The 14,844-nt window shown below is 62.2% G+C and carries 13 protein-coding genes and 1 rRNA gene; 7 read left to right on the top strand and 7 right to left on the bottom strand.

Going from position 1 to position 14,844, the window contains the following annotated elements; genetic code table 11:
- Positions 1–7: 7 nt before the first annotated feature.
- A 5S ribosomal RNA gene (rrf, locus tag D2E23_RS09865) occupies positions 8–124 on the top strand.
- A gap of 92 nt (positions 125–216) precedes the next feature.
- Entirely contained in the window at positions 217–468 is a 252-nt protein-coding gene (locus tag D2E23_RS11875; RefSeq protein WP_093960377.1) for a hypothetical protein, read from the top strand.
- 427 nt (positions 469–895) lie between these two features.
- On the opposite strand, the gene D2E23_RS09855 is transcribed toward D2E23_RS11875, so the two are convergent.
- The 5 genes from D2E23_RS09855 to D2E23_RS09835 form a co-directional block, all read right to left on the bottom strand.
- Positions 896–1,681: a nitroreductase family protein gene (locus tag D2E23_RS09855; RefSeq protein WP_126030735.1), complete on the bottom strand. Its 786-nt coding sequence runs from the start codon at positions 1,679–1,681 to the stop codon at positions 896–898.
- Between the two features lie 268 nt (positions 1,682–1,949).
- A complete protein-coding gene (locus tag D2E23_RS09850; RefSeq protein ID WP_126030734.1) occupies positions 1,950–2,393 on the bottom strand; it encodes a DUF4235 domain-containing protein in 444 nt (147 codons plus the stop codon).
- A 309-nt stretch (positions 2,394–2,702) separates the two neighbouring features.
- Complete coding sequence (locus tag D2E23_RS09845; RefSeq protein WP_126030733.1) at positions 2,703–3,407, bottom strand: sirohydrochlorin chelatase; 705 nt, start codon at positions 3,405–3,407, stop codon at positions 2,703–2,705.
- Between the two features lie 190 nt (positions 3,408–3,597).
- Complete coding sequence (locus tag D2E23_RS09840) at positions 3,598–4,038, bottom strand: flavodoxin domain-containing protein (protein ID WP_126030732.1); 441 nt, start codon at positions 4,036–4,038, stop codon at positions 3,598–3,600.
- Positions 4,038–5,669, bottom strand: a complete 1,632-nt coding sequence (locus D2E23_RS09835) for a nitrite/sulfite reductase (protein WP_126030731.1) — start codon at positions 5,667–5,669, stop codon at positions 4,038–4,040. Before D2E23_RS09835 ends, D2E23_RS09840 begins: the two co-directional genes overlap by 1 nt.
- A 547-nt stretch (positions 5,670–6,216) precedes the next feature.
- Here D2E23_RS09835 and D2E23_RS09830 point away from each other — a divergent pair.
- Complete coding sequence (locus tag D2E23_RS09830; protein ID WP_126030730.1) at positions 6,217–7,197, top strand: NAD(P)/FAD-dependent oxidoreductase; 981 nt, start codon at positions 6,217–6,219, stop codon at positions 7,195–7,197.
- 176 nt (positions 7,198–7,373) lie between these two features.
- On the opposite strand, the gene D2E23_RS09825 is transcribed toward D2E23_RS09830, so the two are convergent.
- Positions 7,374–8,723, bottom strand: coding sequence for an aminotransferase class III-fold pyridoxal phosphate-dependent enzyme (locus D2E23_RS09825; RefSeq protein WP_126030729.1), 1,350 nt, complete (start codon positions 8,721–8,723; stop codon positions 7,374–7,376).
- 384 nt (positions 8,724–9,107) lie between these two features.
- Here D2E23_RS09825 and D2E23_RS09820 point away from each other — a divergent pair, with 384 nt between their 5' ends.
- The 4 genes from D2E23_RS09820 to D2E23_RS09805 all read left to right on the top strand — a co-directional run bounded on the left by D2E23_RS09820 (position 9,108) and on the right by D2E23_RS09805 (position 13,266).
- Complete coding sequence (locus tag D2E23_RS09820; RefSeq protein WP_126030728.1) at positions 9,108–10,325, top strand: iron-containing alcohol dehydrogenase family protein; 1,218 nt, start codon at positions 9,108–9,110, stop codon at positions 10,323–10,325.
- Positions 10,322–11,221, top strand: a complete 900-nt coding sequence (locus D2E23_RS09815; RefSeq protein ID WP_206432035.1) for an ABC transporter permease — start codon at positions 10,322–10,324, stop codon at positions 11,219–11,221. Before D2E23_RS09820 ends, D2E23_RS09815 begins: the two co-directional genes overlap by 4 nt.
- A gap of 118 nt (positions 11,222–11,339) precedes the next feature.
- Positions 11,340–12,416 (top strand): taurine ABC transporter substrate-binding protein, encoded by a 1,077-nt coding sequence (locus D2E23_RS09810; protein WP_206432034.1) that lies wholly within the window; start codon positions 11,340–11,342, stop codon positions 12,414–12,416.
- Between the two features lie 67 nt (positions 12,417–12,483).
- Entirely contained in the window at positions 12,484–13,266 is a 783-nt protein-coding gene (locus D2E23_RS09805) for an ABC transporter ATP-binding protein (protein ID WP_126030726.1), read from the top strand.
- A gap of 292 nt (positions 13,267–13,558) precedes the next feature.
- On the opposite strand, the gene D2E23_RS09800 is transcribed toward D2E23_RS09805, so the two are convergent.
- Positions 13,559–14,629, bottom strand: a complete 1,071-nt coding sequence (locus D2E23_RS09800; protein ID WP_241227278.1) for a glycyl-radical enzyme activating protein — start codon at positions 14,627–14,629, stop codon at positions 13,559–13,561.
- Positions 14,630–14,844: the final 215 nt, after the last annotated feature.

The following is a 14,844-nucleotide window of genomic DNA, read 5'->3' as shown; positions in this document are numbered from 1 at the left end:
AAGGTTTTGCGGCGGTCATGGCCCAGGGGAGACGCCCGGTCCCATTCCGAACCCGGAAGCTAAGACCTGGCACGGCGATGGTACTGCACCCGACAGGGTGTGGGAGAGTAGCACACCACCGCAATTTTTCTTCTGAAAAGGGGAGAAGTCACACGACTTCTCCCCTTTTTCTATATCCGAGACAATCATCCGCACAGCAAGGCATAATACGGAATCATGCACTTCTTCACTCCAAAACGATGCCCGAATTCGTCGAAAATCATGTATCACGATAAGGCTCAGGCGGAACGAGCCGCCGAACAGAGTCGCATCGAACGCGGAGCGGAGCTGTGGACCTATCGTTGCCAGTACTGCGGAACCTGGCATCTGACCAGTCACTCACCCGATCACGCATGGGTGCATGTGCCGCTCAATCAGCAGATCAAACCACACTCGCGCAAAAAAGGCTACAAACCACGCAGAAAATAGCGGATCAGGCTGCCGCCCATTAGAATTTGAACCTTTATGGCATGGCCGCCGAGCCATGTGGGGCGTGGTGTTCGACACACTCGGGCCGTTTGGCCTCGCTCCGACGATTTGATCGCGGAGCGTATCAAATCGTCTCCGCTGATACAGTCGAACACCACGCCCCACACAGCACGGCTCGGCAAAAGACAATGAACTGAATCGCGCTTCTGAGATACATCTAGCACAACTGAGGAATGATCAATCAGCTGAGCGGGGGTGGGGCATGTGATGTTCGATCGTAAGCAGCGGAGGTGTTTGCTATGCTGTGCAAGCAAACACCGGAGCGAGGCCGAACGGCCTTGAGTGTATCGAACATCACATGCCCCACCCCCGCGGCCGGAACCATGTGGTTGCAATTTGTGCGTTCTAGAAGGTACAGAAAAAAGGGTTAGCGGTCGAGGCGGAAGCCCTGGCGGGTGGCGGGAGGATTGACGCTGCGGCCGTTCATGCTGGCGACGGCGTTTTGCGCGATCTGGTCGCTGAAGGCATCGACCGGGCGATCCGTGTTCCGCAGGTCGTAGTAACGGTGGACGTCGGCGTCGAAATCGGCGATCGCGGACAGAACGTCGTCGGAATCCTCCGGATACGTGTTCTCGAAGAACTGCACGGACTTCGGCAGGCGAGGCTTCAGTGCGGGATCCTGTGCCGGCTTGCCGATCGCCAGACCTAGTACGGGGTAGGTGTACTTGGGTAGGTGTAGCACGTCGATCAGCGCGTCCACGTCGTTGAGCAGGGAACCCAGAATCACGCAGCCAAGGCCGAGGGAATACGCGGCGGTCTCCATGGTGTGCAGAGCGAGCACGGCGTCGTTCTGTGCCTGCGTGTAACGGTAGCTGCCGTTCAGTGTGAAGTCGTCGGAATCGGTATCCACGCCCTTGGCCTTGGCGATCGTGGCGTTACGATGCTCATCAAGGACGAACACATAAAGCAACGGTGCCTGGGCGATGTAGGGCTGTCGACCGATCTCGGCGAGTTTCTCGGCGATTTCGGGATCGGTGATACGGATGGCGGGCCAGTCGTTGAGATACTGGCTCGACGCGGCGCGCTGTGCCACGGACTCCAGTGTGTCGATGACGTCGGCGGGAATAGATTCGTTGGCAAAGGCGCGAATGGAGCGACGGTTCAGCAGGGTCTGGATCGTCGGATTATCGAGATTGTAGGTGTGCTCTGTCATGGATCCATTGTGACAGAGACCGATGTGGGAGACAGGCGAATTGTTCGATGGGAGAATTCGGGGGAGCGGTGTTATTAGGCTTGAATGGTTGGGTTGGAAGATTTTGCATGGGTGGGGTGGCTCCCCTCAGTCCGCTACGCGGACAGCTCCCCTCAGTGAGGGGAGCCAGAAAAACCTGACGATGGATAGTTGTGACGGGTATGTCTTATCCGCCTGAATCTTGGGATACTGCAGGTATTCGCCCACGGATTCGGTCGCGGAGATGGGGTCATCGAGTGCGGCGGTTGTGGCGGCGGGTGACTAGGGCTTGGGAGCCTCGGTCGGAGAGTTGGGATACGACGGCGCTTAACGCTGCAGAGAGGGCGGAGAAGGCGATGCTCATGAATAGGCTCTCTCGTTCATCGATGACACCATCGCCCAGAGAAGAATCGGATTCTGTAATTGTTTCACGTGAAACATCGGATTTAGAGGTGTGACGGCCGGAACGTTTCACGGACCGACTGGAGACGGTGTTGTTCCACAGCAGCTGGAATGCCTTGCTGGCCACGAAGCCGGCCACGGAGGGAAGGGCGAACTTCAGCAGCTTGTCGCCGAGGGAATCAGGGTCGTTGAGTCGCCGCTCGCGCATGGCATCCACCTTTGCGTCAAAACGTCCGAATGCATCGACGATTTGATCGACGTTGCTATTCGGGCTGGTATGGGAATCCGTCATGAAGACCATTATTCCACGTGGGAAGGGACGGTGGATGAGGTGTGGCCGCTCCCCTCAGTCTGCTTCGCAGACAGCTCCCCTCCGCAGGAGGGGAGCCGGAGGGATGGGCGGTGGTGACTGTACCGATGGCTTGCCTGACGATAATGAAGTCCTGCGTTGAGTACATATGCTTGGCTCCCTCCGGTGGAGGAAAACTGTCCGCCGGAGGGAGACTGAGGAGAGAAATAAATGGAAGGTGCCTGGTTGGGCTCCCCTCAGTCTGCTTCGCAGACAGCTCCCCTCGGGGAGGGGAGCCGAAGGAATTCGGGGTCAGCGGGTAGGGGTGAGGGCGAGAGCGTTGAGGCGTTCCTGGATGGCGTTGGTGATGACGGGGTCGTCTTCCAGAGTGGGAAGGAAAATCGCATCGGAGGTCAGCGCTTCGATTCGGGTCTTGATCTTATTGGCAAGACGGCCGTCGGTAAGGAACAGTCGTTCGACGATCAGCGGACCGGGGTCGACGCGCAGCGTCTCCTCGATCAGCGGATGCCCGATATGGTTCGTGCAGATGATCGGCGTGCCGATCTGACGCTCGACATCTGCGGCAAGCGCCTGCAACTGGTCGAACGGTTCCGGGAAGTGCGGGGTGCCATGAGCCACAAGCAGAATGCGACGTCCGGGATGCTCCTGAGTGGCCTTGCCAAGGTGATCGACCAGATAGTCGCGGACTGCCTGCGTAGTGGCCAACGGTTCAGTGACGGACAGTGATACGCCGGGCTTCAGCACCTTACGCGTGCGCTGTGGAATGTCCCAGCGCATGTGTGTGGCGGAGAACAGCAGGACCGGTACGATCACCAGACGGGAGACACGGGATTGCAGATCGCGGATGCCGTCTTCCAGGGTCTGCTCATCGCCCTCGAGAAAAGCGATGCGGCCGATCTGTTCGGAGCGCTGAATGAAGTCGTTGAGCAGATCGAGATTGGACTCGGGGATTTTGCCGCGGCGTCCGTGCAGGACGTAGAGATAGCCGGTGGTCATAGGTGGGTCCTTGGAAGATTGCGAGGTGGTGTGGAATGGGGTGTGGTGCCTCCCCTCAGTCCGCTACGCGGACAGCTCCCCTCCGCAGGAGGGGAGCCGAGAAGTGGGAGCTGAGGCTGACGTCGAACGAGGGACGGGCTGGTGGCTCCCCTCAGTCCGCTACGCAGGAGGGGAGCCGCAGGGGATGAGGTCAGACGGCGAGGGTCTTGGCGAGGTCCTTGATCTTGGCGATGGCGTCGTCGTCGGGGGCGAGCTCGATCTTCAGGGACGGGGCGGCCAGCTCGGCGCCGTCGTCAGTGAGCAGCTTCTCGAAGATGTCAACCGCGGCGCAGAAGTGCGGGTAGCTGGTATCGCCGGTGCCGAGCACCGCCACCTTCTTGCCGGACAGATCATAGCCGTCAAGATCGTCGTAGAAATCGACGATGCCGCCGGGCACTTCGCCGTTGTCGCCATCGCTCCAGCTGGCCACGACGTAGTTGTCGGCGTCGTCGAAGAACTCATCGACCTCGACGCCGTCCTCGGCATCAAAGACCTCCACGTCCTGATCCAGATCCTGCAGGGCTTCCTCGAGCAGCTCCACGGCCTCCTTGGTGTTGCCGGTCGCGCTCGTGAAAATGATCTTGGTGCTCATTACTTCAGTACCTCCGTTGCGGGTAGGGTTGCCAGATAATTGTCAAAAACTTCCTGAAAATGTTCGGTTCCCGTGCGCTGGTAGTAGTCGTAGAACGACTCGCCCTTCTCATGGGAATCCCGATAGTCGGCAAGCAGCGAACCCACCGCGTCGGTGAGCTGCGCAGCGGAGACCACGCCCTTCAACTGCTCGTTGAAATGGCCGCCGTCAAGCAGACTGCCGCCTACGGACAGCTTGTATCCCGCCGTGTGCTGACGGTCGGCGGTGCGGGCGTGCACGCCTTCGATGCCGATGTCGGCGATGGAACGATGTGCGCAGCCGTTGCCGCATCCCGTGAGCGTGATGTTCAGCGGGGAATCGAAGCTGAAGCGCTTGTCGAGCTCCTCGACCAGCGGCTTGAACACGGTCTTGGTGTACGCGTTCGCCAGATTGCAGTATTCGGCGCCCGTGCACGTGGTGCCGTAGTCGGCCAGCAGATGCGGGTGGATCGAGAAGCGTTCGAAGATCGGCTCGGCCTCGAGTGCCGGAAGATCCTCCTCCTTGATCCACGGAATCATCAGATTCTGGCAGTGATCAAAGCGGATCTCATCCTTGCCGTATTTGCGTGCCACATCGATCAGCGCCTGGAAGTCGTCGGCCTGAATACGGCCGGACGGCACGCTCACACCCACGTAGTAGTAGCCGTCCTGCAGCTGGCGGTGCACGCCGAGCGCGGTGCCGTTCGTCCAGCCCCTGACCTTGGAAACGCCCTTGGTCTGCAGATCGGGCAGCGATTCGCGGATCTTGTCTTCGAACTGTTCCACGCCCCAGTCCTTGATGAGGAACTTGAGACGGGCCTTGGAACGGCTGCGGCGGTAGCCGTAGTCACGGAACAGACGGCAGACGACCTCGGCCAGATCGGCCACGCGATCGGGCGTGACGAAGATGTTGAGCTGCTGGGCGAGCATCGGCTTCATGCCCAGACCTCCGCCCACCTTCACGTTGAAGCCCTTGACCGTGTGACGGCCGATGCGCTTGGTGGCCGGGATGAACGCCAGATCGTTGATCTCCGCATTGCCGGAGTTGTGACGGTTGCTGCTGATCGAGATCTTGAACTTGCGCGGCAGATTCGAATAGTCGTAGTTGCCCTGGAACCGACGATAGACGTCGAGCACGGTCTGACGGGTGTCGAACAGTTCGTCGGGGTCGATGCCGGACAGCGGGTTGTCGATGATGTTTCGAGTGATGTCGCCCTCCGCACCGACTGTGGTCAGGCCGACCGCCTCGATACCGGCGAAGATGTCGACGAGTTCGGCGAACGGAATCCAGTGGTACTGCACGGCCTGACGCGTGGTCAGATCGACGACGCCGTGACCGTACGTACGGCCGATCCACGCAAGATGATCCGCCTGCTTCACGGTCACACGACCGCCGGGGATCTTGATGCGCATCATGAAGTAGCCTTCGTCCTGCGGCTTCTGCACCGTCAGACCGGCGTACTTGAAGTACATGTAGTAGCTCTTGTCGATCTCCGAGAACGGCTTCTTGACCAGTTCGGGGAGGTCCTTGAACACGTCAAGGCCGTCCTCGTTGAGCTTGCTGATCTCGTTCGCGTTGAGCTTTTGATCTGCCCAAGTGGCGGTATAGCTCATGTGAACCCCCAAAAAAGTAACGTAAAACCCCGTATTGGCGCGGCCTCGCCGCTGTTGCGTGGCCGGCCGTATGGCTCACAGCGTACAAACGGGCGCGGCGGACTGTCAAAACGGGGAAGTGCGGTCGCGAAGTGGCTGAAATCGTTGGAATTGCAACGAAAAGTTGGCGTGATTCGTGACCGGTCGTGGGAAAGTGCGGTGACGGTTCTATTTGTGGGGCGTTATCAATCGTTGAAATTTCAACGATTTGGTGGTATAGGGCACTGTTTCGCAAGAGGGGCGGAGTCCGTATACTTGCGGCTATCGTCATGCGAGATGGATGCGGGGGTGGCGGGATTCGTGCGGTGCATGGGTTCGGGATCCCTCCCTCAGTCCGACCTGCGGTCGGCCAGCTCCCTCCCACGGAGGGAGCACGAAGGGTAGAGGCCTGCCGACTCCACAAAGGAGCATGAAGGGCAGGGGCCTGACCTGTCGGCTTTCCGAAGGGGAGCACGAAGGTATGGGGTCGTGTTCGCGGACGAATCGATATAGCAGTAGGGGGATAACTATGACTGATGAGACGCTGACCGACGTGACCGTGATCGGAGGAGGGCCGGTGGGCATGTTCACCGCGTTCTACTCGGCCATGCGCAATCTCAGTGTGCAGCTGGTCGACAGTCTGCCCGAACTCGGCGGCCAGGTGGCGGCGCTCTACCCGGAGAAGCCGATCCACGACATCGCCGGATTCGTGTCGGGTACGGGCGCGGAGCTCATCGCCAATCTCAAACGGCAGATCGACTCGTTCGGAGACAAGATCGGCGTGCACACGAACGAGGAGGTGACCGGACTCGAGCGTCTTGACGACGGCACGTTCATTCTGCGTACCGCGGCCCGTGAGATCCATACGCGCAGCGTGATCGTGGCCATCGGCAGCGGCGCGTTCAGCCCGCGTCCGCTGGCCATCGACTACGATCGCGAACAGCTCGACGGGCGCAAGGTGTTCTACTTCGTCAAGCGTCTGGCCGACTTCAAGGGCAAGACCGTGGCCGTGGCCGGCGGCGGCGACGCGGCGATCGACTGGGCTCTCGAACTCGAGCAGATCGCCGACAAGGTGGTGCTGATCCACCGTCGTGACAACTTCCGTGCGCTCGAATCCAGCGTCACCCGACTCAAGGAGTCCACGGTGGCGATCCTGACGCCGTACAAGTTCACCACCGTGGCCGGTACGCCGGACGGACTGCACATCGAACTCGCGAAGATCAAAAGCGATGAGGTGCTCGACCTGGACGTGGACGCGCTGCTCGTCAACTACGGATTCACGTCCGACAATCACGTGCTGCGCGACTGGGGACTGCCGGTCAAGCGTGGCGATCTGCAGGTGAACGAGTATCTGGAGACCGATGTGCCGGGCATCTACGGCGTGGGCGATGCGGTGAACTATCCGGGCAAGGTGAAGCTCATCTCCGCAGGATTCGGCGAAGTGCCACGCGCGGTGAACCATCTGGCCGAGCAGCTGTATCCGGACAGGAAGCAGCCGCTGCACAGCTGAGCGTCAGACCGGGCGTCGGGCTGAGCGTCGGCAAGGCGACGAATCACAAACGCAACGAGGGGAGCGCGAACCGGGTATGGTCCGCACTCCCCTCGTGTTTGCGTGTGCGCTGTGATTGCGAGATGCGATCATGATGGGCGTCCCTTCCGGACGATGGAAGAAACACCCGCGGTCTGTCAGGCGTTGCAGAACTTGCGATCGGCCCAGGTGAGCACGTCGTCAAGTACGGCCAGCTGCTCGCGCAGCTCGTCCTCAGTGATGATCAGCGGCGGGCAGACGTTGAGATTCGACTCGCGGCCGAACGTATAGAAGCCGCGACGCTTCAGCTCCGCGAAGATGGTGGGCATCCTGCCGTTCGCCGTGTGATACGGGGCCATGAGCTCGCGGGTGTTCTTGTCGACCACCAGCGTGAGCGCGGCGAACAGACCGATGCAGCGGGCCTCGCCCACGCAGGCGTGACGCTGCGCAAACTCCTCGAGCGCCGGCTTGAGCACGCCCTCCAACTGCTTCACATGACCGCAGATATCGTTGTCCAGATAGTACTGGGTGGCGGCCACGCCGGCGGCGCAGGCCAGCGGGTGGCCGGAATAGGTCAGGCCGCAGGGCAGGGGATGCTCCTCGAAGAACGCGGAGATCTCCTTGCTGGCGATCACGCCGCCGAGCGGCACCGTGGCGCCGGTCACGCCCTTGGCGAAGGTGATGAGATCCGGCACCAGATCAAAGTTCTGCCAGGTGAACATCTTGCCCGAGCGCGCGAATCCGGCCATGACCTCGTCGCAGATAAGCAGGATGCCATTGTCGTGGCACAGTTTCGCCACGCCCTCCATGTACCCCTTCGGCGGGATCAGCACGCCGTTCGCGCCCACGATTGACTCCATGAGCACGGCGGCGATCGTCTCCGGACCCTCATAACGGATCTGCTCCTCCAACTGGCGCAGATACTGACGGGTGCAGCGGGCCTCGTCCTCCTCGGTGCGGTCGAATCCGTCCTCGTACACGCTCGGATTGAGGAAGTGCACGAACGACGGCGCCGCGCCGCCCGTCTCGTAGGCGAAACGACGCCAGTCGCCACTGGCGAACGCGGAACCCAACGTGGAACCGTGGTAGGAACGGTAGCAGGAAAGGATCTTCGGACGACCCGTGTAGAAGCGCGCGATCTCAATGGCGTTCTCGTTGGAATCCGAACCGCCGAGCGTGAAGAACACCCGCTGGAAATGATCGGCGCCGGCGATGTCGACCAGCAGCTTGGCGAGTCGGCCACGCGGCTCCACGGCGAAGCTCGGCGCGATATAGCACAGTTCGTCGGCCTGCCGTTTGATGGCCTCGACCACGACCTTGTTCTGATGGCCAAGGTTGGAGCACACCATCTGCGAGCTCATGTCGGCATAGCGATTGCCGTCGTAATCCCAGAAGTAGATGCCCTCCGCGCGTTCGACTGGAATCGCCGGAGCCCCCTGTTTGGCCCATGGCTGCAGCACGTACTGCTCATGAAGGTGTGCCACTTCCTCGCCGGTCAGTCTGGTCATACAATCCCCTTTATGTGATGCCGGCCCCCACCGGCATGAATGTTGGACTACCCACGATCGGTGTGGGCTGATTGGCAGTATACGCGGCGGCGACGGTGCGCAAAAAGACCGTCCATGCCGCGTAATCCCAAGGAATACGCGGAATAGTAAGCCGTCATAGCGAATGCCTATAGGTCATTTTCCGATTTTGGGATTGTTCGCGTTCCGAAGGGAATACGGTGGGAACAGATTCCGGCGACACACCGGAATCTCCACGATGACCGGTCGGGGGAGGGGATGCCTCCGGCCGGTCCGTATCACACGTGCCACATGCACCAAACGTACCGACGGTCGACGAAGTCTACACGACGATCGTATGCCGTCGGAGAGGGGGAACCGTCACTCATGATCTGGAACTACACGCAACCGGTCGATATCCGATTCGGCGCCGGCCGAGTGTCGGAAATCGGCGACGCGGCTCGTGAACGCGGCCTGTACCGCGGGCTGCTCGTGGCCGGCGGGCACAGTGTGCGCAGCGGTCTGGCGCAGCGGGTCGTCGACTCTGGGCGTGGTGCGATCGATGCCGTGTTCAGCGACTTCTCTCCCAATCCCGACGTGACCGAAGTGGACGCCTGCGCCGAACTCATCCGCGAACGAGACCTCGGATTCATCGTGGCGCTTGGCGGCGGCAGCGCGCTCGACCTGGCCAAGGCGGCGTCCGTGATCGGTGTCGGCAGCAGGGAGACCGTCGGATCGATCCGTGACTATCACGGCACGGGCAAGCCGCTGCCATTGGGGCACCTGCCGCTGATCGCCGTGCCGACGACCGCCGGAACCGGCAGCGAGGTCACCTGCGTCTCCGTGCTGACCGATCGCGCGGCCGGAGTCAAGGCGCCCATCGTGTCCAACGGCTTCTATCCCGAACTGGCGATCGTCGACCCCGAGCTCACGTATACCGTGCCGCCGTATGTGACCGCGTGCACGGGTATGGACGTGCTCAGTCAGGCCATCGAGGGGTATTGGAGTGTGGGACATCAGCCCATCTGCGACGCGCTCGCCGTGCACGCCGCCCGACTGGTGTTCGACTTTCTGCCCACGGCCGTGGAGCGGCCCGACGACCGCGAGGCGCGCGAGCGCATGTGCGAGGCGTCGGTGATCGCCGGACTGGCGTTCACCCTGCCGAAGACCACGTCGAGTCACGCGTGCTCGTTCCCGCTGACCAACCGCTACGGCATCGCGCATGGCGAGGCGTGCGCGCTGACGCTTGACTACTTCACCCGCGTGAACGCCGCGGACCCGGAAGGCCGGGCGGACGCGCTGGGCCGGGCGTTGGGGTATCGCGATGCCGACGGACTGGCCGACGCCATCGCCGACCTGCGTCGGGCGCTGCATCTGCGCGAGAGTCTCGCCGATCTGGACTTGGATGAACCGGCCATCGAGGCGCTGGTGCGGGACAGCCATCATCCGAATCTTCTTAACAATCCCGTCGTCATCACCGATGACATCCTTCTGGACCTGTTCCACCGGCTCGCGTCGAGCAGTTCGTCGTATGCGGGCGATCCGAACATCAGCAATCAGCGCCTGGGCGAACCCGGCGCGAATGAACGAGAGGAACGTCAATGACCGCAGCAATCATGCCCGCCGCCAAGGTGACGGAACGCATCCGCAGCATATTCGGACAGGCCGGTGAGCCCGGCTCGTCGAGAACCACCGGGCGCGTGACCGTGGGCAAGGTGCAGGGTGCGATCTCCCTGCTCGCGTTCTTGGCCGTCTGGTGGGCGGTGACCGCCGCAAAGCTGGTCAGCCCGCTGTACCTGCCCAGTCCGGGCGCGGTGTGGGACGCGTTCGTGAAGGCGAACACCTGCAATCCGATCGCGGTCGGATCTGACCGCATCGTCTGCGGCGTGCAGCAGTACTTCCTGTGGCAGCATCTGCTCATGAGCCTCGAACGCATCGGCGTGGGACTGGCGCTCGCCATCGGCTTCGGCGTGGTCGTCGGATTCATCCTTGCCAACGTGACGGTGCTCAACCGGCTCATCATGCCGTACATCAACTTCATTCGCGCGCTGCCGCCGCTGGGCTACATCGGTCTGCTGATCGTCTGGTTCGGCATCGGCGACACCACCAAGATCTGGCTGCTGTTCCTCGCCGCGTTCCCGCCGATCGTGCTCGCCACCATCGACGGCATCTCTGGCGTGAACCGCGACCGTCTCAACTCGGCGCTCTCGCTGGGTGCGAACCGTCTGCAGCTGCTCGTGCACGTGATGTTCCCGAGCACGCTGCCGTCGGTGCTCAACGGCATTCGGCTGGCCGTCGGATTCGCGTGGACCACCGTGGTGGCCGCCGAACTCAACAACGGCATCCCGGGCATCGGTGCGCTCGCCTACCTGTCCGGCACCGAGATGAACACGCCGCTGACCATTGCGTGCATCCTGGTGATCGGCGCGGCGGCGCTCGTGCTCGACGGGCTGATTCAGCTGGTGATCCGCGCGCTCACGCCGTGGGTCGGCAAGGAGTAGATGTTCGTCGGGGCGCGTCGGGGGACGCGTTCCCGATCACGATCTTGGCCGCCGTACGCGAATGGGGGTTCGCGGGCGGCGGCCGACAATCACAATCACACAATCAAGGGGGAGAACCATGCCGAAATCGAACACGTGGTTCAGCAAGACATTGTCCATCATCGCGGCCGGTGCCGCGGTACTGTCGCTCGCGGCGTGCGGGGGAATGCAGACGGCCGATCAGGTGGCCGGCAACACGAGCGCGTCCTCGTCGAGCGGCAAGTGCCCGACCGACGTCAACAACGACTTCACCGGAACCGTGCGCGTGGGATGGCAGGCGATTCCGAACGCCGATCTGGTGGTGAAGGACCAGAAGCTGCTGGAATCCTGCCTGCCCAAGGCGACCATCAAATGGAGCCAGTTCAACTCCGGCGCCGACGTACTGCAGGCGTTCGGCGCGAAGTCGCTGGACATCGCGCTGCTGGGGTCCAGTCCGTCGGTGAAGGCCGTGAGCGGTCCGCTCAACCTTCCCGTGCAGGTGGTGTGGATCAACGACGTGATCGGCGAGGCCGAGTCGCTGGTCACGCAGGCGCAGGGCGTCTCGTCGATCAAGGACCTCAAGGGCAAGACCATCGCCGTGCCGTTCGGCTCCACCTCGCACTTCAGCCTGCTGTCCGCACTGAGCGAGGCCGGGCTGACCGAGTCCGACGTGAAGCTGGTGAATCTCGACCCCGACAAGATGCCGGCCGCGTGGGAACGCAAGGAGATCGACGCCGCATGGGTGTGGGATCCGGTGCTCAGCCAGCTCAAGGAGAAGGGCGGCACCACGGTGACGTCAAGCGCCGAAACCGCCAGGACGGGCGCTCCCACATACGATCTGGAGATCGCGGACAGCACGTTCATCAAGAACAATCCAGGCGTGCTCGACACCTGGACCGCGGTGGAGAACCACGCCGTGCAGCAGGTGAAGAAGGCCGACGACACGGCCGTGGACTCCATCGCCGTGCAGCTCAACGTGAAGCCCGATCAGGTGCGTCAGCAGCTCAAGGGATACACGTACCTTGACGCTGCCGAGCAGGCCAAGGCCTTCGACGATCTGCCGGGCGTGTTCTCCAAGACCGCCGAGTTCCTGAAGAACCAGGGCGGACTCGACACCGTGGCATCCAGCTACGACTCGGCGCTGTACACCGACGCGATCCAGAAGGCAAGCAAGTAGGTGCGGGCGTGCGCGGGCAAGGCGCGCAAGGCAACGAACAAGACAGGCAGGTAGGGAGCAGACGCATATGACCGACAATCAGCCAGCCGTTGCGATCCGCGGCGTGACCAAACGATTCCACACCGACCGGGGCGAGGACGTGACCGCGCTGCACGACGTCAACCTGACGATCGACGCGCATGATTTCATCACCGTGGTGGGACAGTCCGGGTGCGGCAAGACCACGTTGCTGCGCATGCTCGCCGGATTCGACAAGCCCACCGAAGGGGAGATCCTCATTGACGGTCGGCCGGTTGCCGGGCCCAGTCCCGAACGAGGCGTGGTGTTCCAGAAGCCGCAGCTGTACCCGTGGTTGAACGTGAGGCGCAACGTGGAATTCGGCCTACGCATGCAGGGCGTCGATGCCGTTCGGCGCCGGCATGTAGCCAACGAGTACCTGTCGATGGTGGGATTATCCGACGCGGCTGATCGCAAGCCCTACGAGCTGTCCGGAGGCATGCAGCAGCGTGCGCAGATCGCCCGCGTGCTGGCCGCCGATCCCGCGGTGGTGCTGATGGACGAGCCGTTCGGCGCGTTGGACGCGTTGACCCGGGAGAACCTGCAGGTGGAGCTGCGGCGCATCTGGCAGGAGAAGCGCAAGACCGTGTTTTTCATCACCCACAGCGTGGACGAGGCGATCTTCCTCGGCACGCGCGTGGTGGTGATGAGCGCGCATCCGGGCACGGTGCTCATGGATATCCCCGTGGATGTGCCGCGTGACCCGGAACATCCCGAGGACATTGATGCCGTGCGTGACACGGAGGAGTTCAGAACGTTGGAGACGCGGATCTCGGCGGCGATTCATGCGTGATGGTTCGCGGTTTGTGGTCGATGGCAGAATCTCCGAGTTCTGAAGTGATTCGGGGATCCTGCAGACATCAATCTCCAAGTTCTGAAGTAGTTGCGCCGATGCTTCCGAGTATGACGGTTGGAATTTCAACGTGCATACTCCGGATATGCGGTATAGCTACTTCAGAACTTGGAGATTGACCTCTGCAATGTCACGAAATCACTTCAGAACTTGGAGATTGCCGTTTCGCGCCGGTGCCGGTGTGCCAGAGGCGTCGCGCTTCACCGGCATGCGGGAGCGCGGGAAACGGACGTCAGTCGTGGTAGAGGGCCTCGGCGGCGAGTCCCGAGGCGAGCGCATCGTCGCGGATCGCGTTGAACAGGTCGTCGTCGAGTTTGACCGAGCCCATCGGGTAATCGCGGCCGAGGGCGTGGTACTTGCCTTCACCGAAGCGGTGGTAGTGCAACGGCTGGTAGGTGATGTTCGCGTCGGTGCCGCCTAGGGAATGCAGGAAATCGATGATGGCGGCCACGTCCTCGCGCGAGTTGTTGAAGCCGGGGATGATCGGCGTGCGCACCAGTTTGGGGATCTCCGGATGGTCGGTGCACAGCCGGCGGAAGTTGTCGAGAATGCGCACGTTGCCGAAGCCGGTCCACTCGCGGTGCTTCACATCGTCCATCGACTTGATGTCGAAGAGCACGTAGTCGAGGTGTTCGGCGGCGCTCGCCAGTGAGGCATAGGGCGCGTAGCCGCAGGTTTCGATGGCGGTGGAGATGCCGCGCTCGTGTGCGCCGGCGAGCAGTGACGTGAGGAACGTGCGGTGGGCGAGCGGCTCGCCTCCGGAGACGGTGAGGCCGCCGCCGCTGCGGTCGAAGAACACCTCGTCGCGTTCCACGACGTCGAGGACCTCGTCCACGCGCATGGGATGTCCTTCCAGAGTGAGGGCCTTGGACGGGCATGCCTTGGCGAAGCCGGTGAGTTCGTTGAGATCAAGACGGTCGAGGGCCTCATGGTTGAGATCGATGGCGGCGGGGTTGGTGTTGGCGTCATCGTTGGCGTCGATGCCATTGCCGGACGCAGGCCGCACTGCGCCGGGGCATGCCAACGCGCAGCGGTCGCAGCCCATGCCCGCGATGCATTTGTCGGCCACGTAGCTGACCTCGGGGCCGAATCGCTGCGATTCGGGGTTGCTGCACCAGGGGCAGCGCAGCGGGCATCCCTTGAGGAAGACGATTGTACGGATGCCTGGGCCGTCGTGCAGTGAATAGTGCTGGATGTTGAAGACCAGCGCCGAGTCCTTGGGCATGAGCCGTCGCCATTCGCCGGTGGGCTTGGAGGACTGCTCGCGGTCCGCGAGAATGCGGGTGGCTAGTGACGGTTGCATGTCGGTGGGCTTCTGTGATGTGGGTCGGGTTGGGATTGGCAAGGGGATGGGCTGGTGGCTCCCCTCAGTCCGCCAACGGCGGACAGCTCCCCTCAGGGAGGGGAGCCGCGGAAATGGGACGCGCTTGGCGTGTTTCCGATCTGGGGAAGGGAGCCGAAAGCTTCTGGTCTGCCGTTGGCGGACAGCTCGTCCTGCAAGAGTGGACGACCTGCCGG

The sequence above is a fragment of the Bifidobacterium callimiconis genome, from assembly GCF_003952005.1.
In the GTDB taxonomy this organism is placed as follows: Bacteria; Actinomycetota; Actinomycetes; order Actinomycetales; family Bifidobacteriaceae; genus Galliscardovia; species Galliscardovia callimiconis.
This window is presented reverse-complemented; position numbering and strand designations above follow the sequence as displayed.

Excerpts from the sequence above, each read along its gene's own strand:
- D2E23_RS09825 (WP_126030729.1), bottom strand. The coding sequence starts at position 8,723 with ATGACCAGACTGACCGGCGAGGAAGTGGCACACCTTCATGAGCAGTAC.
- D2E23_RS09845 (WP_126030733.1), bottom strand. The coding sequence starts at position 3,407 with ATGACCACCGGCTATCTCTACGTCCTGCACGGACGCCGCGGCAAAATC.
- D2E23_RS09830 (WP_126030730.1), top strand. The coding sequence starts at position 6,217 with ATGACTGATGAGACGCTGACCGACGTGACCGTGATCGGAGGAGGGCCG.
- D2E23_RS09815 (WP_206432035.1), top strand. The coding sequence starts at position 10,322 with ATGACCGCAGCAATCATGCCCGCCGCCAAGGTGACGGAACGCATCCGC.
- D2E23_RS09835 (WP_126030731.1), bottom strand. The coding sequence starts at position 5,669 with ATGAGCTATACCGCCACTTGGGCAGATCAAAAGCTCAACGCGAACGAG.
- D2E23_RS09850 (WP_126030734.1), bottom strand. The coding sequence starts at position 2,393 with ATGACGGATTCCCATACCAGCCCGAATAGCAACGTCGATCAAATCGTC.
- D2E23_RS09800 (WP_241227278.1), bottom strand. The coding sequence starts at position 14,629 with ATGCAACCGTCACTAGCCACCCGCATTCTCGCGGACCGCGAGCAGTCC.
- D2E23_RS09840 (WP_126030732.1), bottom strand. The coding sequence starts at position 4,038 with ATGAGCACCAAGATCATTTTCACGAGCGCGACCGGCAACACCAAGGAG.
- D2E23_RS09820 (WP_126030728.1), top strand. The coding sequence starts at position 9,108 with ATGATCTGGAACTACACGCAACCGGTCGATATCCGATTCGGCGCCGGC.
- D2E23_RS09805 (WP_126030726.1), top strand. The coding sequence starts at position 12,484 with ATGACCGACAATCAGCCAGCCGTTGCGATCCGCGGCGTGACCAAACGA.
- D2E23_RS11875 (WP_093960377.1), top strand. The coding sequence starts at position 217 with ATGCACTTCTTCACTCCAAAACGATGCCCGAATTCGTCGAAAATCATG.
- D2E23_RS09810 (WP_206432034.1), top strand. The coding sequence starts at position 11,340 with ATGCCGAAATCGAACACGTGGTTCAGCAAGACATTGTCCATCATCGCG.
- D2E23_RS09855 (WP_126030735.1), bottom strand. The coding sequence starts at position 1,681 with ATGACAGAGCACACCTACAATCTCGATAATCCGACGATCCAGACCCTG.